At 72.3% G+C, this 22,503-nt stretch carries 19 protein-coding genes; 5 read left to right on the forward strand and 14 right to left on the reverse strand.

Annotated elements, in window-relative coordinates; translation table 11 throughout:
• Positions 1-4: 4 nt before the first annotated feature.
• From secF to AB0B63_RS29635, 10 genes are all read right to left on the reverse strand, one after another.
• On the reverse strand, positions 5-1,204 hold the full coding sequence (gene secF, locus AB0B63_RS29590) for a protein translocase subunit SecF (RefSeq protein WP_357024705.1): 1,200 nt from the start codon (positions 1,202-1,204) through the stop codon (positions 5-7).
• Position 1,205: 1 nt separating this feature from the next.
• Complete coding sequence (gene secD, locus AB0B63_RS29595; RefSeq protein WP_357024708.1) at positions 1,206-3,134, reverse strand: protein translocase subunit SecD; 1,929 nt, start codon at positions 3,132-3,134, stop codon at positions 1,206-1,208.
• 226 nt (positions 3,135-3,360) lie between these two features.
• Positions 3,361-3,708: a preprotein translocase subunit YajC gene (gene yajC, locus AB0B63_RS29600; protein WP_208569456.1), complete on the reverse strand. Its 348-nt coding sequence runs from the start codon at positions 3,706-3,708 to the stop codon at positions 3,361-3,363.
• 138 nt (positions 3,709-3,846) lie between these two features.
• Complete coding sequence (gene ruvB, locus AB0B63_RS29605; protein WP_208569455.1) at positions 3,847-4,911, reverse strand: Holliday junction branch migration DNA helicase RuvB; 1,065 nt, start codon at positions 4,909-4,911, stop codon at positions 3,847-3,849.
• 34 nt (positions 4,912-4,945) lie between these two features.
• On the reverse strand, positions 4,946-5,548 hold the full coding sequence (ruvA, locus tag AB0B63_RS29610; protein WP_208569454.1) for a Holliday junction branch migration protein RuvA: 603 nt from the start codon (positions 5,546-5,548) through the stop codon (positions 4,946-4,948).
• Positions 5,545-6,072: a crossover junction endodeoxyribonuclease RuvC gene (gene ruvC / locus AB0B63_RS29615; RefSeq protein WP_208569453.1), complete on the reverse strand. Its 528-nt coding sequence runs from the start codon at positions 6,070-6,072 to the stop codon at positions 5,545-5,547. The genes ruvA and ruvC overlap by 4 nt, the downstream gene beginning before the upstream one ends.
• Positions 6,073-6,169: 97 nt before the next feature.
• Entirely contained in the window at positions 6,170-6,778 is a 609-nt protein-coding gene (locus AB0B63_RS29620; RefSeq protein WP_357024713.1) for a TetR/AcrR family transcriptional regulator, read from the reverse strand.
• A gap of 11 nt (positions 6,779-6,789) precedes the next feature.
• Complete coding sequence (locus AB0B63_RS29625) at positions 6,790-8,355, reverse strand: MFS transporter (protein ID WP_357024716.1); 1,566 nt, start codon at positions 8,353-8,355, stop codon at positions 6,790-6,792.
• Between the two features lie 155 nt (positions 8,356-8,510).
• Positions 8,511-9,134 (reverse strand): transcriptional regulator, encoded by a 624-nt coding sequence (locus tag AB0B63_RS29630; protein WP_357024719.1) that lies wholly within the window; start codon positions 9,132-9,134, stop codon positions 8,511-8,513.
• Positions 9,135-9,224: 90 nt separating this feature from the next.
• The gene (locus tag AB0B63_RS29635; protein ID WP_208569450.1) at positions 9,225-10,262 is read right to left on the reverse strand and encodes an aminotransferase class V-fold PLP-dependent enzyme; all 1,038 of its coding nucleotides are present in this window, start codon (positions 10,260-10,262) and stop codon (positions 9,225-9,227) included.
• Between the two features lie 370 nt (positions 10,263-10,632).
• On the opposite strand from AB0B63_RS29635, the gene AB0B63_RS29640 reads away from it, so the two are divergent.
• The gene (locus AB0B63_RS29640; RefSeq protein WP_208569448.1) at positions 10,633-11,493 is read left to right on the forward strand and encodes an SPFH domain-containing protein; all 861 of its coding nucleotides are present in this window, start codon (positions 10,633-10,635) and stop codon (positions 11,491-11,493) included.
• A gap of 160 nt (positions 11,494-11,653) precedes the next feature.
• Here AB0B63_RS29640 and dnaE read toward each other — a convergent pair whose 3' ends face one another.
• Positions 11,654-15,184 carry a DNA polymerase III subunit alpha gene (dnaE, locus tag AB0B63_RS29645; RefSeq protein ID WP_357024723.1) on the reverse strand — a complete coding sequence of 1,177 codons (3,531 nt, stop codon included), beginning with the start codon at positions 15,182-15,184 and terminating at the stop codon, positions 11,654-11,656.
• A gap of 307 nt (positions 15,185-15,491) precedes the next feature.
• Between dnaE and AB0B63_RS29650 the strand changes: the two genes are divergently transcribed.
• Positions 15,492-16,094 carry a hypothetical protein gene (locus AB0B63_RS29650; RefSeq protein WP_208569446.1) on the forward strand — a complete coding sequence of 201 codons (603 nt, stop codon included), beginning with the start codon at positions 15,492-15,494 and terminating at the stop codon, positions 16,092-16,094.
• Between the two features lie 4 nt (positions 16,095-16,098).
• Positions 16,099-17,148 carry a hypothetical protein gene (locus AB0B63_RS29655; RefSeq protein ID WP_208569445.1) on the forward strand — a complete coding sequence of 350 codons (1,050 nt, stop codon included), beginning with the start codon at positions 16,099-16,101 and terminating at the stop codon, positions 17,146-17,148.
• Positions 17,149-17,213: 65 nt separating this feature from the next.
• Here AB0B63_RS29655 and AB0B63_RS29660 read toward each other — a convergent pair whose 3' ends face one another.
• Positions 17,214-18,794 carry an MDR family MFS transporter gene (locus AB0B63_RS29660; protein WP_357024727.1) on the reverse strand — a complete coding sequence of 527 codons (1,581 nt, stop codon included), beginning with the start codon at positions 18,792-18,794 and terminating at the stop codon, positions 17,214-17,216.
• A gap of 10 nt (positions 18,795-18,804) precedes the next feature.
• A complete protein-coding gene (locus AB0B63_RS29665) occupies positions 18,805-19,458 on the reverse strand; it encodes a TetR family transcriptional regulator (protein WP_357024730.1) in 654 nt (217 codons plus the stop codon).
• Between the two features lie 199 nt (positions 19,459-19,657).
• Here AB0B63_RS29665 and AB0B63_RS29670 point away from each other — a divergent pair, with 199 nt between their 5' ends.
• Entirely contained in the window at positions 19,658-20,197 is a 540-nt protein-coding gene (locus AB0B63_RS29670) for an RNA polymerase sigma factor (RefSeq protein ID WP_208569443.1), read from the forward strand.
• The gene (locus AB0B63_RS29675) at positions 20,190-20,738 is read left to right on the forward strand and encodes a hypothetical protein (protein ID WP_357024733.1); all 549 of its coding nucleotides are present in this window, start codon (positions 20,190-20,192) and stop codon (positions 20,736-20,738) included. The genes AB0B63_RS29670 and AB0B63_RS29675 overlap by 8 nt, the downstream gene beginning before the upstream one ends.
• Here AB0B63_RS29675 and AB0B63_RS29680 read toward each other — a convergent pair.
• On the reverse strand, positions 20,735-22,222 hold the full coding sequence (locus AB0B63_RS29680) for a serine/threonine-protein kinase (RefSeq protein WP_357024736.1): 1,488 nt from the start codon (positions 22,220-22,222) through the stop codon (positions 20,735-20,737). The two genes, AB0B63_RS29675 and AB0B63_RS29680, sit on opposite strands and share 4 nt — an antisense overlap.
• Positions 22,223-22,503: the final 281 nt, after the last annotated feature.

Raw genomic sequence — 22,503 nt, forward strand, 5'->3', positions numbered from 1 at the left:
TCGGTCAGCGCCGCTTCGCGCCACCGGGGCGGTTGCCCCCGCCGCCGCTGGGTCGACCACCCCGGGCGCCGGTCGACCGCTTGGCGGCCGGCCGGGAACCGACCTTCGGGGCGCTGCCGGCCAGGGCCGCCGCGTCCAGGTCGATCGGCTCGTCGGTGGCCTCGTCGGCAGTCGCCTGCCGGGCCGCGCCACGCGGGACGACCTCGCCCCGGGCGATCGCGCCCCGCCGGGCCAGCACCCGCTTGGTGTGCGCCTCGATGCGCGGGTCCTTGTTCTTGAGCAGCACCAGCAACGGGGTGGACAGCAGGATCGAGGTCAGGAACGCCATCGCCATACCGACGAAGAGCACCAGGCCCAGGTCCTTCAGGGTGCCCGCGCCGAGCAGGCCGGCACCGATGAAGAGCAGACCGCCGACCGGGAGCAGGGCGACCACCGAGGTGTTCAACGACCGCATCAGGCTCTGGTTGAGCGCCAGGTTGGCCGCCTCGCCGTAGGTCTGGTTGTTGTTGGCGGTGATGCCCCGGGTGTTCTCCTGGACCTTGTCGAAGACCACCACCACGTCGTAGAGCGCGAAGCCCAGGATGGTGAGGAACCCGATGATGGTCGACGGGGTGACCTCGAAGCCGACGAGCGAGTAGATGCCGGCGGTGAGGATCAGGTTCATGAACAGCGAGATGATCGCCGCGACCGCCATCCGCCACTCGAAGCGCAGCACCAGGTAGGCCGCCACCACCAGGACGAAGATGATCAGGCCGAGCAGCGCCCGGGAGGTCACCTGGCTGCCCCACGCCTCGCTGACCTGGCTGCCGCTGATCTGGTCGGCGTTGATGCCGAACTCCTGCGCCATCTCGGCCTTGACCGCGTTGGCCTGGTCGGCGCTGAGCTGCGAGGTGCGCAGCTCGTAGTACTCGCCGCTGGTGCTGCCGACCTTCTGCGCGGTCACCACCTTGATGCCGTCGCCCTCGGCCGCCAGCGCCTCGTTGACCTTGTCCTCGGCCTGGTCCAGGGTGCCGACGCTGGCCGGCACCTGGAACGAGTTGCCGCCGGCGAACTCGATGCCCAGGCTGAAGCCGCGCACCGCGAAGCTGAGCACGGCGATCAGCACCAGCACGCTGGCGACGGTGAACCACAACTTGCGCCGGCCGACGATGTTGAGACCGGCCTCGCCCCGGTAGAGCCGGGACGCCAGACCACTCTTAGCCATCTCAGGCCTCCTTGACGCGCGAGTTGCGGGCGGTGGCCGGGTCGGCCGAACGGGCTGGCAGGGCCCGACCGAGGCCGCTGACCCGGGGCGACAGGAACGCCGGGGTCCGGGCGAACATCGTCATGATCGGGTGCCGGAAGAGGAAGACGACCACCAGGTCGAGCACGGTCGCCAGGCCGAGGGCGAAGGCGAAGCCCTTCACCGTGCCGACCGAGACGATGTAGAGCACCACGGCGGACATCAGGGTGATCGCGTTGGCCGAGATGATAGTCCGGCGGGCCCGGATCCAGGCCCGGCCCACCGCGCTGCGTGGGCTGCGCCCCTCCCGGATCTCGTCCTTAAGCCGTTCGAAGTAGATGACGAACGAGTCGGCCGCCACACCGAGCGAGACGATCATGCCGGCGATGCCGGCGAGGGTGAGGGTGAAGCCGATCGACCGGCCGAGCACCACCAGCGCGCCGAAGACCAGCAGCGCGGAGAGCACCAGGCTCAGGAAGATGACCGAGCCGAGCAGCCGGTAGTAGAAGAACGAGTAGATGATGACCAGCAGCATGCCGATGCCGGCGGCCAGCAGACCGGCCCGCAGGTGGCTGTCGCCCAGCGTCGCGGTGACGTTCTGCTGCTCCTGCGGCACGAAGGTGACCGGCAGCGCGCCGTAGCGCAGCTGGCTGGCCAGCGCGTTGGCCGAGGTGTTGTCGAAGCTGCCGGTGATCTGCGAGTCGCCGGTCAGCACGCCCTGGATCTCGGGCGAGGAGACGATCTCGTTGTCCAGCACCACCGCCACCCGGCACTTGCCGTCCTGGCCCAGGGCCGTCTGGTCGCAGCCGCCGCCGGTGTTGTTGAACGCCTCCCGGGTCAGCTCGGTCCACTTGGACTGGCCGTCGCCGGTGAAATTCAGGCTGACCACCCAGGTGCTGGCCTGGTCTAGGACCGCGTTGGCGTCCTTGACGTCGGTGCCGACCACCTTGGCCTGGTCGAGCAGGTACTTCGCCGCGCCGCCCTCACAGGCGACCGCCTGCTGCTTCTCGTCCTTGATCGACGCGGGGGGCCGCTTGTCGAGCTGGGCGCAGGTGATGGTCGGCACGTTGAACTGCATCTGCGGGGTCAGCACCGCGATCTCCTGCGGGGAGAGCGTGCCGAACGGCTTGAACGTCTCCGCCAGGGCCGGGTTGGTGGCCAGGTCGGCCGGGGCCTGGAGCCCGCTCGCGGCGGCCCAGGCGGCTGCGCCGACCTTCTTCTCGACGGCCTTGCGCTGCTCCTCGATGCTCTGCGGCACCGGGGCCTCGCTGGCGCTGGGCGAGGCGGCCGGGGCGCTCGGCGAGGCCGACCCGGACGGGGAGGCGCTCGGGCTGGCGCTCGGCGCGGGGGCACCACCACCCTGCCCACCGGCGCTCGGCGAACCGGTCACCTTCGGCGCCGCACTGCCGGAGGCCTTCGGCGCCGCGCTGCCCGACGGGGCCGGGGAGGCGCTACCCGACGGGGCCGGCGACGCGCTGCCGGACGGAGCCGGGGCGGCGACCGTACCGCTGCCGTCGGCGGCCTTGAGCACCTTGCGGAAGCGCAGCTCCGCGGCGCTGCCGACGTCGGTCAGGTCGCGGTTCTCACCGGGCAGGGAGATGACGATGTTCCGGTTGCCCTCGGTGACCACCTCGGCCTCGGCCACCCCGTAGGCGTTGACCCGGCTCTCGATGATCTGCCGGGCCTCCTCCAGGTTGGCCGACGTCGGGGGCTTACCGTCGATGCTGTTGGTCGCCTCCAGCGTCAGCCGGGTGCCACCGATGAGGTCCAGGCCGAGCCGGGGCTCCAGCCGGTCCTTCCAGCCGCCGCTGGCACCGCCCGAGAAGAACACCAAGGAATAGAGGACGACGAAGATGAACCCGAGCACGGCGAGCTGCCGCCCGGGGCGCATCTGTCCCTGAGGTGGTGCCACGGCTGTCTGTCTCCCTGTAACGGTCGCGCCGCCGGCGCAGCGGCGACGAGGTCGGAGCGGGGTTCCCGCCCCGACGTGCTCTGCGCGGACCGCTCCCGACCGTGCGGCACGGCGTACCACCGCCGACGTGGGGGCGTCGGACGGCGGGGCGCGCGTGCCGGCCCCGGGACCGGCCCACCTATCCAGTTGTCCTGTCACGCCCACCCCGGCGGGGCGGGCGTGACACTCACTCCTTGACGGCTTCCGCGTCCTCGATGACCGGCTCGTCGGCCTCCGGACGCTCCGCCCGGGTGACCACCCGGGCGATGGCCGGCCGGGCGTAACGGGACTGCACGCCGGGAGCCACCTCCAGCAGCACGGTGTCGTCCTCGACGCCCACGACCGTGCCGTAGAGCCCGCCGATGGTGACGACCTCGTCACCGGGGCCGAGCGCGGACTGCATGGCCTCGGCCTCGCGGCGGCGCTTCTGCTGCGGCCGGATCATCATGAAGTACATGACCCCGAAGAGCAGGGCGATCATGATGATCGGCGTCAGACTGCCGGCGCCTCCGCCGGACTGTGCTGCGTAAAGCACGGTGTGCGACCTTCCCATTGGCCCCCGTTCGGCGCGGTGCGCGCCGGAGCGGAGGCGGATATTCACATCCTGTACAGACCGCGGCGAGTCTAATCCCTGCACCTGGGAACGCCGAATGCGGCGCAGATCACGTTCAGATCACGGTGGATCGGGCGCGTTCGAGAACAGATCAGGCACAGCGGGGGCTTCCATGCCAAATGTACCATTTGGTGGTGTCCGGCCGAGGTGCCGCCAGGCCGCCTCGGTGGCCACCCGCCCCCGGGGCGTACGGGCCAGCAGTCCAGCGCGGACGAGGAACGGCTCGCAGACCTCCTCCACCGTGTCCGGCTGCTCCCCCACCGCCACCGCCAGGGTGGACAGGCCCACCGGCCCACCCCGGAACGAGTCGACCAGCGCGGTCAGCACCGCCCGGTCCAGCCGGTCCAGCCCCAGGGCGTCCACGTCGTAGACGGTCAGGGCAGCGCGCGCGGTCTCCAGGGTGACCACCCCCTCGGCCCGGACCTCGGCGTAGTCGCGCACCCGGCGCAGCAGCCGGTTGGCGATCCGGGGCGTGCCCCGGGACCGGCCGGAGATCTCCACCGCCCCCTCCGGGGTGATCGGCACGCCCAGGATGCGCGCCGACCGGTGCAGCAACGCCTCCAGGTCGGCCGGGGAGTAGAAGTCGAGGTGCGCGACGAAACCGAACCGGTCCCGCATCGGACCGGTCAGCAGGCCGGACCGGGTGGTGGCACCGACCAGGGTGAACGGCTCCACGTCCAGCGGGATGGCGGTGGCCCCCGGCCCCTTGCCGACGATCACGTCGACCCGGAAGTCCTCCATCGCGCTGTAGAGCAGCTCCTCCGCCGGCTTGGCGATCCGGTGGATCTCGTCGATGAACAGCACGTCGCCCTCGGCGAGGCTGGTCAGGATGGCGGCCAGGTCGCCGGAGCGCTCGATCACCGGCCCGCTGGTCACCCGGATACCGGACCCCAGCTCGGCGGCCACGATGTTGGCCAACGTCGTCTTCCCGAGGCCGGGGGGCCCCGACAGCAGGATGTGGTCGGGCGGGGCGCCGCGCCGCATCGCGCCCTGCAACAGCAGGTCGAGCTGGTCGCGGACCCGGTGCTGGGCGATGAACTCGTCGAGCCGCTTCGGCCGGACGCTGACCTCGGCGTCCCGCTCCGCGTCGTCGGCGTACGCCGAGACCAGGCCGTCGCCGCTCATGCCGGCCGCCCCGACCGCGACCGTGCCACGCCGGTCACCGGGTCCGGCCGAGCAGTCGGATGGCCTGCTTGAGCAGGACCGGCACCGGCGGGGTGGGGCCGTCGACGGTCTCCGCCACGGCGGCCACCGCCTGGTCGGCCTGCCCGGCCGTCCAGCCGAGCCCGACCAGCGCCTGGCGGACCTGGTCCGGCCAGGCCCCGGCGGTCACCCCGGCCGCGCCGTCGGGCCCCACCGGCACCGGGCCGATCCGGTCACGCAGCTCCAGGACCAACCGCTCGGCACCCTTCTTGCCGATCCCCGGCACCCGGGTCAGGGCGGCGGTGTCGGCGTTGGCGATGGCCTTGCGCACCGCGTCCGGGGTGTGCACGGCGAGCACCGCCTGGGCCAGCCGCGGGCCGACCCCGCTGGCCGTCTGGAGCAGCTCGAACAGCTGCTTGGCGTCGTCGTCGGCGAAGCCGTAGAGGGTGAGCGAGTCCTCCCGGACCACCAGGCTGGTGGCGAGCCGGGCCGGCTGGCCGACCCGCAGCTCGGCCAGGGTGCCGGGGGCGCACTGCACCGCCAGGCCGATCCCCCCGACCTCCACCACGGCATGGTCCGGACCGGTCGCGGTCACCGTGCCGCGCACGCTGGCGATCATCGTGCTCCTCCTCGTCGAACCCGGTCGGCGGCCTCGGCCAGCTTGGACCGGGTGCCGCCCCGCCACACGTGGCAGATGGCCAGGGCCAGGGCGTCCGCCGCGTCGGCCGGCTTGGGCGGCTCGGCCAGCCGCAGCAGCCGGGTGACCATGGCGGTCATCTGCTTCTTGTCGGCCTGACCGGACCCGGTCACCGCGGCCTTGACCTCGCTCGGCGTGTAGGTCTGCACCGGCAGCCCGGCCCGCGCCCCGGCCAGCACGGCGATCCCGCTGGCCTGGGCGGTGCCCATCACGGTGCGCACGTTGTGCTGGCTGAACACCCGCTCCACGGCGACCGCGTCGGGTCGGTGCTCGGCGACCAGGCCAGTCAACGACCGGTCCAGGTGCAGCAGCCGCAGCGACAGGTCGTCGGCGGGATCGGTGTAGACGACGTAGTAGGCGACCAGCGAGCAGGGCCGCCCCGGCACGCCCTCGACCACGCCGACCCCGCACCGGGTCAGCCCCGGGTCGACGCCCAGCACACGCACGCCGTCTCCTCCAGGCCCCTCGACAGTACGGGTGTTCGACACCCTACTGGTCCACCCCGACACGCCGGTGGGCGGACACGCCGCCCGCCGGTGGGGCTCAGCGGGTACGCAGGCCGTCGAGCACGCCGTCGACGACCCGTTCGGGGAGCAACCGGTCGTCCAGCTCCGGGTGCCAGCGCAGCAGCCGCTGGACCAGCATCGGCCCGGTGAGCAGCGCCATGGCCACCTCGATGTCGAGATCGGCGCGCAGTTCGCCGGTGGCCACGCCCCGGCGGAGCACCTCCCGCATGATCTTGCGGCGGGGCTCGATGATGTTCTGGTAGAGCTGGAAGTGGTCCGGGCTGCGGTTCACCTCGGGCACCAGGCACGGCATGATCCGCTCGGCCCGGGGGTCGATGTTGTGCCCGACCGCGCCGACCAGCAGCACCAGGTCGTCGCGCACGGAGTGCCCGGCCGGCTGGGGGACCACCCCCTTGAGCCGGCGCAGGGCGTCGAGCAGCAGGGCGTCCTTGCCGGGCCAGCGGCGGTAGATGGTGGCCTTGCCCACCCCGGCACGGGCCGCGATCGCCTCGATCGACAGTGCCTCGAGGGTGCTGCCCTCGGCGAGCAGGTCCAGGGTGGCCTCGACGATGGCCTCGTCCGCGCGGACGCTCCGCGGTCGCCCGGGCGACCGCGGAGCATCGGCGGTGGGGTTCATGTCAGACATTGTTCCCGGCCCTATGTGGTTGCGGCCAGTTCCCGCTCCGCCACCGGCGTCGCGTCGGTGGCCGTGGCGGTGCGGCCCGGCATCCAGCGCAGCACGATGAGGATGCCGAGGGCGGCCACCACCGCGGAGATCGCCGCCGCCCAGTGCATGGCCGAGACGAACGCGTCGTTGGCCGCCGCGATCAGCTTCGGTGCCGCCGGGCCGACCTGCGCCGCCGCCGCGTACGCCCCGAAGACCGACTCGGTGGTCGCCTCCCGGGCGGGGGCGGGCAGGCTGTCGACGGTCGCGGCGATGTCCTGCCGGTAGACGGCGGACAGCACCGAGCCGAGGACCGCGACGCCCAGCGCGCCGGCGACCTGGCGGACGGTGTTGCTGACCGCCGAGCCGACGCCGGCCTTCTCCCGGGGCAGCGCCGACATGATCGACTCGGTGGCCGGGGGCATGATGTTCGCCATCCCGACGCCCTGGAGGAAGAAGGCCACCAGCACCACCCAGATCGGCGTGGTGGCGTCGATGAAGGCGAACGCGGCCAGCGCCACGGCGGTCAGCACGAGGCCGACCGTGGCGACCGCCCGGCCGCCGTACCGGCGCACCATCGCGGCGCTGCGCGGCGCGAAGACCAGCTGGGCCCCGGCGAACGGCAGGAAGAACAGGCCGGTCTCCAACGGGCTGTAGCCCCGGACCAGCTGCATGTAGAACGAGCTGAAGAACATCACGCCCATCGCGGCGAAGAAGACCAGGCCGACGATCGCCACCGGCGCGGCGAACCGGGGCACCCGGAACAGCCGGACGTCCAGCGACGGGTGGTCACTGCGCCGCTCGTGCTCGACGAACCAGGCCAGCACCGCCACTCCGCCCAGGATGGCGGCCCAGACCGTGGGCCGGCCGAAGCCGTGCTCGCCGCCGTCGATGATGCCGTAGGTCAGCGCGACCAGCCCGACGACCGACAGCAGCACGCCGAGGATGTCGACCCGGCCGGGCCGGGGGTCGCGGGACTCGGGCACCAGCAGGGCGACCAGCAGCACGCCGAGCACCACCACCGGCACGTTGATCAGGAAGACCGAGCCCCACCAGAAGTGTTCCAGCAGCGCGCCGCCGAGGATCGGGCCGATCGCCACCGCCAGGCCGACCGCGCCGGCCCAGACGCCGATCGCGCGGCCCCGTTCCCGGGGGTCGAACACGTTGGAGATGATCGACAGGGTGACCGGCATGATCGCCGCGCCACCGATGCCCATCAGGGCGCGGGCCGCGATCAGCTGGCCGGGGCTCTGCGCGTACGCCGACAGCAGGGACGACAGGCCGAACAGGACCAGGCCGACGAGCAGGAACCGGCGGCGGCCGGCCCGGTCCCCGAGCACCCCGAAGGTGAACAGCAGGCCGGCGAAGACGAGGGTGTAGGAGTTGATCGCCCATTCCAGCTCGCCCTGGCTGGCCCCGAGGCCGTGCACCGGGTCGGCCAGGGTACGCAGCGCGACGTTGAGGATGGTGTTGTCGAGGACGACGACGAGCAGGCTGACCACCAGCACGCCGAGGATCGCCCATCGTCTCGGATGTCCGGTGTTCTCGTGCGGTTGCATACGCTCCGGTGCTCCCCCCGGTTCACCCGTACCGGCAATACGATACGGGGCAGACTCGTAACGACACTCACCTTACGAGGGGGATGTTTCGATACGGCACCGGTTCGTATCGGATGTGGTGCGGGTCACGCCACCCTGGACGGTCGAGGCGCGACTCAGGCCGGCACACCGCACGCGGCCAGGGCAGCGGAGAAGCTGGTCAACCGGGTCGCCGGGGGCGGCAGGGGCCCGATCCAGCCCGGCCCGGCGGCGTACACGCGTACCCCCGGGACATCGCGGCCGAAGCGGACCAGGCGGTACGCGCGGCCGGTGACCGGCGTCTGCGACCAGACCACCACGACCCGCGGGCGGGCCCGCAGGACGGCGGAACGCAGCGCCGCCCAGGGTAGGTCCGGCCCCAGGTGCAGGCAGCCCCGACCCTGCTCGCGCAGTGCGGCGGCCACCGCGTGCAGGCCCAGGCAGTGCGCCTCGTGCTCGGCACCGGCGAGCAGCACACCGTCGGCGCGCAACTGCCGGACGGGAGCACGGCGGTGCACGTCCAGCCCGATCCGGATGCCCTCGGACAGGGCGTGCTCGACGGCGATCTCGGCGGCGTCGCGCCCCCGCAGCCCGGCCAGCATCGGCACGCAGAGCCGCTCCCAGGCCGCCACCACCCCGGCGTCGGCGGCGAACTCCAGCACCAGCGCGGCGACCAGGTTGGCGTCGAGGTCATCGGCGGCTGCCGCGAGCCGCCTGCGGGTCGTCTCGACGGCCTCCACCGGCATCGGATCTGTCAACACCAGACGCACCCCCGGGTAGCTCACCATTACCAGGGGATTCGCCCGGACGGCACGGTCTGGATGCGCCGTCGGTGGATTATCTGCGGCGGCTCAGTCGGTCAACGCCGTCAACGCCAGATCCACGTCCGCCTCGGTGGTGTAGAGGTGGAACGCGACCCGGACCTGTCCGGCGCGCACCGCCGCCCGGACCCCGGCCCGCGCCAACCGCTGCCGCGCGTCGGGCACCTCCACCGCGACGATCGCGCTGCGCCCCGGTGGTTTGCCCAGCCCGGCCAGGAAACGGTTCGCCAACCCCACGTCGTACGCGCCGATCACCGCCGGGCCGAGCGCGGCGACCAGCTCCAGGGCCGGCGCGGTGCCCACCCAGCTGAACCAGGCCGGGGAGATGTCGAACCGGCGGGCGTCGTCGGCCAACCGCAGCGGCGGACCGTAGTAGGTGGAGTGCGGGTCCTTACCCGCGTACCAGCCGGCGGCGTCCGGCCGCATCCGCTCCCGCAGCGCCGGAGCCAGATAGGCCAACGCCGAGCCGCGCGGCGACATCAGCCACTTGTACGTCCCCACCGCGACCGCGTCGGCCAGCGACCCGTCGAACGGCAGCCACCCGCACGCCTGGGTGGCGTCCACCACCACCAACGCGTCGTGCGCGCGGGCGGCGGCCACGATCTCGGCGTACGGGGCGACGGCCCCGTCGGCGGACTGCACCAGACTGAACGCCACCAGGTCGGTGCCGGCGTCGATCGCGTCCCGCAGACCGGCCAACGGCACGGTACGCACCCGCACCCCGCGCTCCTGCTGCACCAGCCAGGGGAACAGGTTGGAGGTGAACTCGACCTCCGGGACGACCACGGTGGCCCCGGCGGGCAGGGCGGCGGCGATCGGCGCGAGCAGTTGCGACACGGTGCTGGCCACCGCGACGTCCGCCACCGGCACCCCGATCAGCCCGGCGAAGGCCTCCCGGGACCGCCCGGTCGCCTCTCCCCACCCCTCCCACGAGGTACGCCCCACCCGCCAGTCGGCGAGCGCGCCCTGCACCGCCGTCCAGACCGGCTCGGGTGGGAGCCCGTAGCTGGCGGTGTTCAACCAGCCCGGCTCCGGCTGCCACAGCTCACGTGCCTGTTCCAGCTCCATGCCACCGACGCTAGCCACTCCCTCCGCCCGCGCGTCAGCGCCAATCCGGGCCCGGTGGCCCGGACCGGGCCCAGGTCCGGGCCCAGGTCCGGGCCCTGGTCCGGGTCCTGGTCCGGGTCCGGGCCCTGGTCCGGGTCCGGGTCCGGGCCCTGGTCCGGGTCCGGGCCCTGGTCCGGGTCCGGGCCCTGGTCCGGGTCCGGGCCCTGGTCCGGGTCCGGGCCCTGGTCCGGGTCCAGGTCGTGGTCGTGGTCCTGGGTCGGTCGGGACGGCAGCGGTGGGAGCCTCGGCAGGCCACAGCGCTGGTCCGGGCTTGACAGGGTGCCCTAGGTTGAAGATCAACATTGTGACCAACCCGGAAGGGTGATCCTCCATGCCGGTCGGCTTCACGTTCGCCGTCATTCTCGCCATCGGGCTGGCGGTCGCCGGCGCGGTGACGCTCATCGCCCGCAACCCGGGCGTCAAGCGCATCGCCGCGCTGGTCGCGCTCGGCTGCCTGGCCGGAACGGTGCTCTTCGGCGTGGGAGCGAGCGCGCACTCCGTGCCGATCCGCTCGGTCGGCATCGTCACCAGCTTCAACAAGCCGACCGGCGAGGTCACCGGCTCCGGTCTGAAGTGGGTCGCCCCCTGGCAGAAGGTCGGCGAGTGGGACGCCGGCCGGCAGAAGTACGACCACATCGGCGGCGACCAGTGTGTCCGGGTCCGCACCGGCACCCTCGCCGACGCCTGCGTGGAAGTGCTGATCGAGTGGCAGGTCAAGCCCGAGAACGCGCCGAAGCAGTTCATGGACTACAAGGGCGACTTCGAGAGCTTCCGGGGCCAGCGGGTGGGTGTGCAGTTGGACAGCGCGGTCAACGACGCCTTCGCCACCTACAACCCGCTGGAGAAGATCGACGCCCGGACGGGCAACCTGAACGTCGACCTCAAGCCGTTCGCCGACGGCATCCGGGGCAACGCCGAGGGCCGGCTCTCCGGCGACGTCGACATCCTGTCCGTCACCATCACCCGGGTCAACCACGACGACAAGACCGAGGGCAACATCAAGGCATTCCAGGACAAGCTGGCCCAGACCCGCAACCTCGAACAGGACCGCAAGAACGCCGAGATCCAGAAGCAGATCACCGAGACCAACGCCAAGGTCGACAAGGTGTCCCGCTGCCTGGAGATCGCCGAGAAGAACGGCTCCACCCCCGGGCTGTGCATCAACCCGGGCATCGTCACCGGCGGCAAGTGACGACCGACCGGTCGGTGCGACGAGCGCCGCGCTGCTGTGCCGGGACGACGCGCCGGCCGCTCGATCCTTGTTGTAGTGGCATCCGCGCAGGGGGAAACCACCGGAACAAGGATCGAGCACGATCTTGCCGCCGACCGACGTGAGCTGACCGGCCGGCGGGTCAGCTGACGTTGGCGGGGCCGAGGACGCTCTTGAGGTCGCCCATCAGCGCGGTGGTGGCGGCCACCCGGAACGGCCCGAGCCGCAGGGTGGTCACCTTGCCGCCGTTGAGCAGCTTGACGTGCACCTCGGTGTCGCCCGGGTGCAGCACCAGGGTCTCCTTGAGCCGTTCCACCAGCGGTGGCGTGCAGCGGTGCACCGGGATGGTCAGCGTCACCGGTTTACTGCCGGGGGTGCTGCTGACGTCCGGCATGGACATGTCCATCGCCATGATCCGGGGGGTGTCGTCACGCCGGTCCACCCGGCCCTTGACCACCACGATCGCGTCCTCGGCGATGTACTGGCCGATCACCTCGTAGGTGTTCGGGAAGAACAGCGTCTCCACGCCGCCGGCCAGGTCCTCCAGGGCCGCCGACGCCCAGGCCCGGCCCTGCTTGGTGACCCGGCGCTGCACGCCGGAGAGGATGCCCGCCAGGGTGACCACCGCCCCGTCCGGGACGGTGCCCTCCTCCGACAGCGCGGCGATGGTGGTGTCGGCCGCCGCGCCGAGGACGTGTTCCAGCCCGAACAGCGGGTGGTCGGAGACGTAGAGGCCGAGCATCTCGCGTTCGAAGGCGAGCTTGTCCCGCTTGTCCCACTCCGCGTCGCCGATGGTCGGCATCACGGTGGTGCTGCCGGTGTCGGCGTCACCGAAGCCCGCCCCGAACAGGTCGTACTGGCCGACGGCCTCCTTGCGTTTGACGTCGGCGAAGGCGTCGATGGCGTCGGCGTGCACGGCGAGCAGGCCCTTGCGGGTGTGCCCCAGCGAATCGAACGCACCCGCCTTGATCAGCGATTCGATGGTCTTCTTGTTGCAGACCACCGCGTCGACCTTGGACAGGAAGTCGTAGAAGTCGGCGTACTCGCCCTTCTCCTCGCGGCACCGCATGATCGCCGCGACCACGTTCGCCCCGACGTTGCGTACCGCGGCCAGGCCGAAGCGGATGTCCTTGCCGACCGGGGTGAACGGGCCGGCCGAGGTGTTCACGTCCGGCGGCAACACCTGGATACGCATCCGACGGCACTCCGACAGGTAGAGCGCCATCTTGTCCTTGTCGTCACCGACTGAGGTCAGCAGCGCCGCCATGTACTCGGCCGGGTAGTGCGCCTTGAGGTACGCCGTCCAGTACGACACCAGGCCGTACGCCGCGGAGTGCGCCTTGTTGAAGGCGTACCCGGCGAACGGCACCAGGACATCCCAGACCGCCTGGATGGCCTGGTCGGAGTAGCCGCGTTCGCGGCAGCCGTCCCGGAACGGGATGAACTCCTTGTCGAGGATCTCCTTCTTTTTCTTGCCCATCGCCCGGCGCAGCAGGTCCGCCTGGCCGAGGGTGTAACCGGCGAGGATCTGCGCGGCGCGCTGCACCTGCTCCTGGTAGACGATCAGGCCGTGGGTGGGCGCCAGGATCTCCCGCAGCGGCTCCTCCAGCTCCGGGTGGATCGGGGTGATCTCCTGGAGGCCGTTCTTGCGCAGCGCGTAGTTGGTGTGCGAGTCGACACCCATCGGGCCCGGCCGGTAGAGCGCCAGCACGGCGGAGATGTCCTCGAAGTTGTCCGGCTTCATCAGCCGCAGCAGCGAACGCATCGGCCCGCCGTCGAGCTGGAACACGCCCAGGGTGTCGCCCCGGGCGAGCAGCTCGTAGGCGGGCTTGTCGTCCAGCTCAAGGCCCAGCAGGTCGAGTTCCCGACCGTGGTTGAGCTGGATGTTCTTGACCGCGTCGTCGATGATCGTCAGGTTGCGCAGGCCGAGGAAGTCCATCTTCAACAACCCGAGCGACTCGCAGGTCGGGTAGTCGAACTGGGTGATGATCGCCCCGTCGGCGTCCCGGCGGGTCAGCGGGATGTGCTCGATGATCGGCTCGGCCGACATGATCACCCCGGCGGCGTGCACCCCGGTCTGCCGGATCAGCCCCTCGATGCCCTTGGCGGTGTCGATCACCTTGCGGACGTCCGGGTCGGACTCGTAGAGGCCCCGGATCTCGCCGGCCTCGGCGTACCGGGGGTGCTTGGGGTCGAAGATGCCGGTGAGCGGGATGTCCTTGCCCATCACCGCCGGGGGCATCGCCTTGGTGATCCGGTCGCCGACCGCGTAGGGGAAGCCGAGGACCCGGGCCGAGTCCTTGATCGCGGCCTTCGCTTTGATCGTGCCGAAGGTGGCGATCTGCGCGACCTTGTCCTCGCCCCACTTGTCGGTGACGTACTTGATCACCTCGCCGCGCCGACGCTCGTCGAAGTCGATGTCGACGTCCGGCATCGAGACCCGCTCGGGGTTGAGGAACCGCTCGAAGATCAGGCCGTGCGGGATCGGGTCCAGGTCGGTGATGCCCAACGCGTACGCGACCAGCGAACCGGCCGCCGAGCCACGCCCCGGGCCGACCGCGATGCCCTGGTTCTTGGCCCACTGGATGAAGTCGGCGACCACCAGGAAGTACGACGGGAAGCCCATCTGGTTGATGACGCCCAGCTCGTACTCGGCCTGCACCACGTGGCCCTCGGGGATGCCGCCGGGGTAGCGGCGGGCCAGCCCCTTGAAGGTCTCCTTGCGGAACCAGGACTCCTCGGTCTCCCCCTCGGGCACCGGGAAGCGCGGCATCAGGTTGTGGAACTCGAACATCCCGCTCGGGTCGACCTTCTCGGCGACCAGCAGGGTGTTACGGCAGCCCTGCTGCCAGAACTCCGAGGAGTCGACCGCCCGCATCTGGTCGGCGGACTTGACGAAGTAGCCGCCGCCCTCGAAGCGGAACCGGTTCGGGTCGGCGACGTTGCTGCCGGTCTGCACGCAGAGCAGCACGTCGTGCGCCTCGGCCTGCGCCTCGTGGGTGTAGTGCGAGTCGTTGGTGACCACCGGCGGGATGTCCAGCTTGCGGGCGATGGTGATCAGATCCTCACGGACCCGCTGCTCGATGGAGAGCCCGTGGTCCATGATCTCCAGGAAGTAGTTCTCCTTGCCGAAGATGTCCTGGTAGGCGGCGGCGACCTTGAGCGCCTCGTCGAACTGGCCGAGCCGCAGCCGGGTCTGCACCGCACCGGACGGGCAGCCGGTGGTGGCCATGATCCCCTCGGCGTGCTCGGCGATCAGCTCCATGTCCATCCGGGGCCACTTGACGTAGTGGCCCTCCATGGAGGCCCGGGAGTTGAGGGTGAACAGGTTCTTCAGGCCCTGCGCGTTGCGCGCCCACATGGTCTTGTGGGTGATCGCGCCGTTACCGGAGATGTCGTCGCTCTTCTGCTCCGGCCGGCCCCACTTGACCCGCGCCTTGTGGTAGCGCGACTCCGGCGCGACGTACGCCTCCACGCCGAGGATGGGGGTGATCCCGGCGGCCATGGCCTGCTTGTAGAAGTCGTTCGCGCCGTGCATGTTGCCGTGGTCGGTGATCGCCACCGCCGGCATCCCCAGCCGGTTGGCCTCGGCGAAGAGGTCCTTCAGCCGGGCCGCTCCGTCGAGCATCGAGTACTCGGTGTGCACGTGCAGATGCGCGAACGAATCGCTCATACGTGAGCCCCCGGTGAAGGTCGATCAAGGCGGAACAGGCACGACCGGCCCACCCTACCGGGCCGCCCCCGCCGCCCCGCCGAACCCGCGGGGGTGTCGGCTCCGGCAACGCCGACGATCACCGACCGCACCGCGACGGCCACCGCCGGCACGGCCACCCGCCCGCACCCGGCGCCTTCCGCGGCCGGTCGGCGACATCGGAACGGTCATCGGGCCCACTTGTTGCTAAATGCGGTTGTAGCGGACAAAAGCCCATGCTGTTCCTAGTCTGGTGACGGCAAATCCCCAAACATCCAGAGGAGACAGCATGAGACGAGGACTCGCATTCGCCGCCGCGGCAGGGGCGGCAGCACTGGTGGCCGGGGTGCTGACGGCGACCCCCGCGTACGCGGGCACCTGTGTGACGCCCGACCCGTGCGACACGACTGTCACCTTCGACGTCACCGCCGGGGCCCTGCAGATCACCGTGCCGGACACCGTGGACCTGGCCAACGACGGCACCCCCGGCGGCTACGCGTACGGCCAGCTCGGCGCGATCACCGTCGACGACCTGCGGGCCAGCGCGACCCCGAGCTGGGTCGCCACGGTCAGCAGCACCGCCTTCATCACCGGCGCCGGCACCGACCCGGGCACCAGCATCCCGGCCAGCGACGTCTACTACTGCTCGGGCGACGCCACCGCCACCACCGGCAGCGGCACCTTCGTGCCCGGCCAGGCGAGCCCCTGCGACCCGCCCCCGCCGGCGGACGGCACCGCCCTGGGTACCTCCGCCACCGCGTTCAGCCACACCGTGCTCCCCGCCGACACCGGGAACAACACGGCGACCTGGAACCCGCTGCTCACCATCGACATTCCGCTCTCCGCCATCGCCGGGCAGTTCACCGGCACGATCACCCACTCGGTCGCCTGATCCGATGACCCCGGCGACACAGTTGCGGTGGCGCGTGCTCCTCGCGCCGTTCTTCGTCGCGCTGTTCCTCGCCGCCACCGGTGTCCCCGTCGCAGCGGAGGGAGACGGGGACGCCGGGGGTGAGCAGCGGGGAAAGCCCTCGGGCAGCATCGGCATCCAACTGCTGGAGGCGTCGGCCGACCGGCGCGACGACCCCCGCGCCCGGGTGTACATCGTGGATCACCTGACGCCGGGCGCCACCATGAGCCGGCGCTTCGCGGTGACCAACGACTCCCCCCGACCCCAGAAGATCACCATGTCGGTCGACGCGGCGGAGATCCGGGACAACCAGTTCGTGCCGTCACCCGACCCGAACGCCAACGAGCTGCCCGAGTGGGTCCACATCGATCAACCCAGCTTCGTCGCCGCGCCGTACAGCACCACCACGCTTCGTGTGAACATCGACATCCCACCCTCGGCACCACGCGGCGAACGGTACGGCGCGATCTGGGCCTCGGTCGCCTCGGCGACACCCGACCCCACCCGGGGCAACGTGCAGAAGATCAACAGGGCGGGCATCCGGATCTACCTCGACGTCGGGCCGGGCGGTGAGCCGCCGTCGGACTTCACGATCGACAAGCTGGTGCCGGGGCGTACCGAGGAGGGGTTGCCGGTCGTCCGGGCGACGGTCCGCAACACCGGGGAACGCGCCCTGGATCTCTCCGGCAAGCTGTGGCTCTCCGACGGACCGGGCGGACTCTCCGCCGGCCCCTTCGGAGTCACCGTCGGCACCACCGTCCCGCCCGGCGGCACCGCGCACGCCGAGGTCCTGCTGGGCCGGCAGCTCCCCGACGGCCCCTGGCGGGCACGGCTACGACTGGAGAGCGGACGGCTGCACCGCGAACTCACCGGCGAGATCACCTTCCCCCACGACCGGGGGGCCTGGGGGTTGCCCGCCACGCTGTCGGACCGGCTGCCGTGGATCGTCGCGCTCTCCGGCATGCTGACGCTCGTGGCGGGGGTGTGGCTGGTGGTGGCGATGCGCCGGGTCCGCTCCCGGCCCGCCACCGCGTGAGACGCGGGCCGGGCCCAGCGCGTCTGCCGCACCGGCCCGGCCCGACCGTGCCGCCGGCCGACCGTTCAGTGCAGTGCGGTCAGGGCCGCCGCCTCCTGCTCGGCGCGTTCGTCGCCACTGACCTCGTGCAGCGGCTTCTCCCGGATGAACAGGACCGCGACCAGGGCGAGCAGGGCGATCGGGGCACCGATGAGGAACAGCTCCGAGGTGGCGGTGGCGTACGCGTCCCGCACGACCGCCAGGACCGGGGCGGGCAGCGCGGACAGGTCGGGCACCTCGGTGGTGCCACCGCCGGTGGCACCCGCGGCCGGGCCGAGCCGCTCGGTCATCAGCCCGGTGACCCGGTTGGCCAGCACCGCGCCCAGGGCGCTGACCCCGATCGCCCCGCCCATGCTGCGGAAGAAGGTCAGCACCGAGGTGGCCGCACCCAACTCGTGCGCGGGCACGTCGTTCTGCGCGGCGAGGACCAGGTTCTGCATGAGCATGCCCACACCCGTGCCGAGCACCGCCATGTAGAGCGAGAGCAGCGGTACGCCGGTGTCGGCGTCGATGGTGCTCAGCAGCAGCATCCCGACGGTCATCACGGCCGCCCCGGCCACCAGGTAGACCTTCCACCGGCCGAACCGGGTGATGAGCTGGCCGGCGACGGTGGAGGAGACCAGCAGGCCGAGGATCATCGGCAGGCTCATCAGGCCGGCGACGGTCGGCGACTTGCCCAGTGAGGTCTGGAAGTACTGCGACAGGAAGACCGTGCCGCCGAAGAGGGCCACCCCGACCAGCACGCTGGCGACCGTGGTCAACGTGACGGTACGGCTGCGGAAGATCCGCAGCGGGATGATCGGCTCGGGCACCTTTGACTCGACCCAGACCGCCAGCGCCAGCAGCACCAGCCCGCCGACGACCATCAGCGCGGTCCAACCCGAGGCCCAGGCGAACCGGTGTCCGGCCAGCGACGACCAGATCAGCAGGGTGGACACGCCCGCGGTGATCAGCAGGGCACCCCACCAGTCGATGCGCGCCCGGCGGCGGACCACCGGCAGGTGCAGGGTGCGTTGCAGCAGGACGATCGAGATGAGGCTGAACGGCACGCCGATCAGGAAGCACCACCGCCAGCCCAGCCAGGAGGTGTCGACCATGACGCCGCCGATCAGCGGGCCGGCGATCGTGCCGACACCGAAGACGGCGCCGAAGATGCCGGCGTACCGGCCGAGTTCCCGGGGCGGAATCATGGCCGCCATCACGATCAGCGCCAGGGCGGTCATCCCGCCGGCACCGACGCCCTGCACGATCCGGCTGGCCAGCAGGGTCTCCACGTTGCGGGCGAGCCCGGCGATCAACGAGCCGAGCACGAACAGGCCGAGCGACAGCTGGATGAGCAGCTTCTTGCTGTAGAGGTCGGCCATCTTGCCCCACAGCGGCACGGTGGCGGTCATCGCCAGCAGCTCGGTGGTGACGATCCAGGTGTAGACGGTCTGGCTGCCGTTGAGTTCGGCGATGATGCGCGGCAGCGCGTTCGCCACCACCGTCGAGGCGAGGATCGCCACGAACATGCCGACCATCAGGCCGGAGAGGGCCTGGAGGATCTCCCGGCGGGACATCCGGCCGGCACCCGCCTCGGGCGGGGTCGACGCGGCAGTTGCGGTCATTGACGTTTCCTTACCGGGTTCGGTGCACGCCCGGCGCGGTCGCGCCGGGCTGGTCGGTGGTACGGGGGTCGGGCAGCCCGGCGGCGACGGCGGCGAACGCCTCGTCGAGCAGTTCGGCCAGGGAGCGGGACCCGCCGCCGGTGGCCCAGCGGACCATCGCGGTCCGCAACGCGGCTCCGGTGACCGCCACCACCAGGGCGGGATAGCCGTCGTCCGGTGAATGGCCGGTGCGCGCCGCGAGCGCCTCGACCATGGCCTGCTCGGTCGCCGCGTTGCCGGAGACCAGCCGGGCCAGCAGCACCGGGTGCTGCATCACCACCTGCATCCGCAGCAGCCACAACGCGGCGTCACCCTCCACCTCGTCGATCACGCCGGACAGGGCCGACCGGATCGCCGTCAGCGCCGGCACCTGCGCCGGTACGGTGGCCAGCGCCCGCAGCACCCGTTCCCGGTCCCCCTCGGTGTCGCCGACCAGCGCGTCGTCCTTGGTGGCGAAGTAGTTGAAGAAGGTCCGGGCGGAGACGTCCGCCGCCTCGCTGATCTCCTCGACCGTGACCTGGTCGAGCCCCCGCTCGGCGACCAGGCGCAGCGCGGCGGCGGCCAACGCGGCGCGGGTCTGACGCTTCTTGCGGTCCCGCCGCCCGAGCCCTTCGTCGATGGTCATGTGCTGGAGCCTAGGAACAAAGATGCAGCCACTGCAAACTTGCGTGGTGTGACATGAAACTCGGCCGGCCGCAGGTGAGCTCCCCCGTCCGGCGGTCCGGCGGTCGGCCGCATCGGTCGGCTGGCCGACTCGGGAACCCGCCGGGCCGGTGCCGCGACATAGCCTCGACGGCACCACATCACGGCGGACAGGGACCGGAATGCTCCTCGCGAACGACATAGACGACCTGGCCGGCGCCGCCGCCCGGGGCGAGCCGGGTGCCCTCGACGCGCTGCTGACAGCGGTGCGCCCCGAGGTGCTGCGGCTCTGCGGCCGGCTGCTGCCGCACCGGGAGGACGCCGAGGAGGCCTGCCAGGACGCCCTGCTCGCGGTGGCCCGGGGCATCGACCGGTTCGAGGGCCGGTCGTCGTTCCACACCTGGCTCTACCAGCTCACCGCCAACCGGGCCCGCTCCACCTACCGGGCACTGCGTCGACGCTGGCAGGTCGAGGCCGACGGGGTGCCGCTGCCCGACCCACCCGACCCCCGGCGCACCAGCGTGGTCGCCGGCACCCGGCTCGACCTGCTCGACGCGTTGGACGCGGTCCGCCCCGAGGTCGCCGAGGCGCTGACCCTGCGCGACGTGCTCGGCCTGCCCTACCGGGAGATCGCCACCCTGCTCGACGTGCCGGAGGGCACCGTGAAGTCCCGGGTCCACCTGGCCCGCCGGCAGGTCCGGCAACGGCTGACCGGTGAGTGAGCGCCCCCGGCCGGGCCGGCTGCTGATCACCCTGCTGGCGCTCGTACCCGTGACGGCCTGCGGACCGACCCCGGTCGCGCCGCTGCCGGTCCGGTCGCCGACCCCGACGGCCGCCCCCGCGACCCCGACCGCCCCGACCGCCCCGGCCACGGCGGCACCCACCTCGGCCGGCCCGGTCGTCAGCGCCGTCAGCACGCCGTCGGCCCGGCACACCCCCTCGCCGCCACGCCGGACCCCGACCGCCGGCACCCGCCCGCCGTCGACGAGCCCCCGGCCGCAGGCCTGCCTCGGCCCGGTCCGCTACGACCTGGTGGTCTCCGACACCGAGTTGGCCCTGTTGAAGTCGCTCTGCCTGAGCGTCGGCGGGGTGCTCCGCATCCAGGGGATCGGGCCCGGCGAGGTCGAGGTGGACCGGGAGGACCTGGTCTCCAGCCACTACGAGGCCGGGGTGGTGGACATCCGCTTCGTCCACTCCGGCACGGTGCAGGTGACCATCCCGCAGGGCGGCAAGACATATCCGGTCACGGTGGTGGTGGTCTAACCGTCGGCCGGGCGGACCCGCACCCCGGCCAGCAGCGTGTCGACGAACTCCGGCCCGCTGCCCGGGGGCGGGACGATCTGCGCATAGAGCAGGCCGTCGCGGCCGGCGCGGGCCGCCGCCTCGACCAGCACCGGACGCCCCGCCGGGCAGCTGAACCCGGCGACCACCCACTCCACGCCGCCCCGCCGGGTGCGCCGCACGGGCCCGGCCACGCAGTCGGCGTGCGGGCGTTGCGCGACGAAGTCTGCCGGGGTGGTCTGCCGGGCCAGGCCGGCGGAGAGCCCGACGAAGGCCCCGGGCACCGTCGGGTCGGTCGCCCACCGGCCGGGGTCGGGCGAGACGACCAGCGCCGGTTCGAGCCGCCCCCGCTCGTCGTACCGGCCGGCCCAGCCCGTCCCGGCGGCCCGCCAGCCGGCCGGCAGGGTGACGCTCACCGGGCCGCTGCGACCTCGCCCGGCGTCCGGCGCGGGGGCACCCGCGTCGCCGGCGGTCGCCCCCACCGCGACGAGCACCAGGGCAGCGGCCCCGACCAGGCGGAGCCGGTGGGCCGCTCCCCGCCGGAACCCCGACGGCCCCGCCACCACCCGATCCGCCCGACCCGCGCGGTCGGCGCGGTCGGCGCGGTCGGCGCGGTCACGGTGGAGAGCGCGGCCGGCCGGGTCGGGGCGGGGAGCGTCGTCGGCGGACCCGGTCCCCGGTGGCAGTGCTCCCGCCGGGCCCGGGTCGCCGGGCCGGCGGATGGCTTGGCGCAGCGCCGCCCGGAAGGCGTCCGCGTCGCAGTGACGGTCGGCGGGGCGGGGTGCGGTGGCCCGCCGCAGCACCGCCGCCACCGGCGCGGGCACCCCGGCCACGCGCTGGTCGGGGCCGCCGAGCAGCCGCAGGCCGAGCCGGCCCAGCCCGAACACGTCGCTGCGGGTGTCCACCACGGCGAGGGGGTCGTCCTGCTCGGGCGCCATGTAGCCGGGGGTGCCGGCGCGGGCGGTCAGCCCGGAGGCGGCGGCGAGCGCCTTGGCCAGCCCCAGATCGGCGATGACCACCCGCTCACCGTCGGCGGTCGAGGTGAAGAGCACGTTGCCCGGGGTGAGGTCGCGGTGCACCACCCGCTGGCGGTGCAGCACGGCGACCCCGGCGGCGATCTCGTCGAGCAGGGCCAGGGCCACCGGCACCGGCAGCGGTCCGGCGGCCAGCCGGTCCCGCAGACTGCCGCCGTCGGCCAGGGCCAGCACCGCGTACGGTCGGCCGTCGGGCAGTTCACCGACCGCGTGCACCCGCGCCAGCCGGGGGTGGTCGAGTCGCCGCAGCAGCCGGGCCTCGTCCCGGAAGCGTTCCCGTACCCGCAGGTCGTGGCTCCAGTTCTCGGCGAGCACCTTGATCGCCACCCGGGAGTCGAGGACCGGATCGTGGCCGAGCCAGACGGTCGCGAAGGAGCCCACGCCGAGCAGCCGCTCGATCCGGTAGGAGCCGATCCACGCCGGAGTGCTCATCGCCCCACCCCCACCGCACGGTAACCGGCATCGACCGCTGCCGGCGTCCGGGGCATCCGGGACCTGTCAGGAAAACGACGAACGGAATCCGGCCGGGCGGAGACCAACAGCACGACAGACCCGTACCTGCGAAGGAGTGCCGTCATGCGTCGTCTTCCCACCATCCTGCTCACCGGCGTGCTGGCCGTGGCCGCCGCCGTCTTCCCGGCCGGCCCGGCCGGGGCCGCCGGGCCGGGCCCCGGGGCCCGGCCCGGCACCACCGTGGCCCTCACGGCGGGCCG

Source organism: Micromonospora sp. NPDC049081, from assembly GCF_040648835.1.
GTDB classification, from domain to species: Bacteria; Actinomycetota; Actinomycetes; order Mycobacteriales; family Micromonosporaceae; genus Micromonospora; species Micromonospora antibiotica.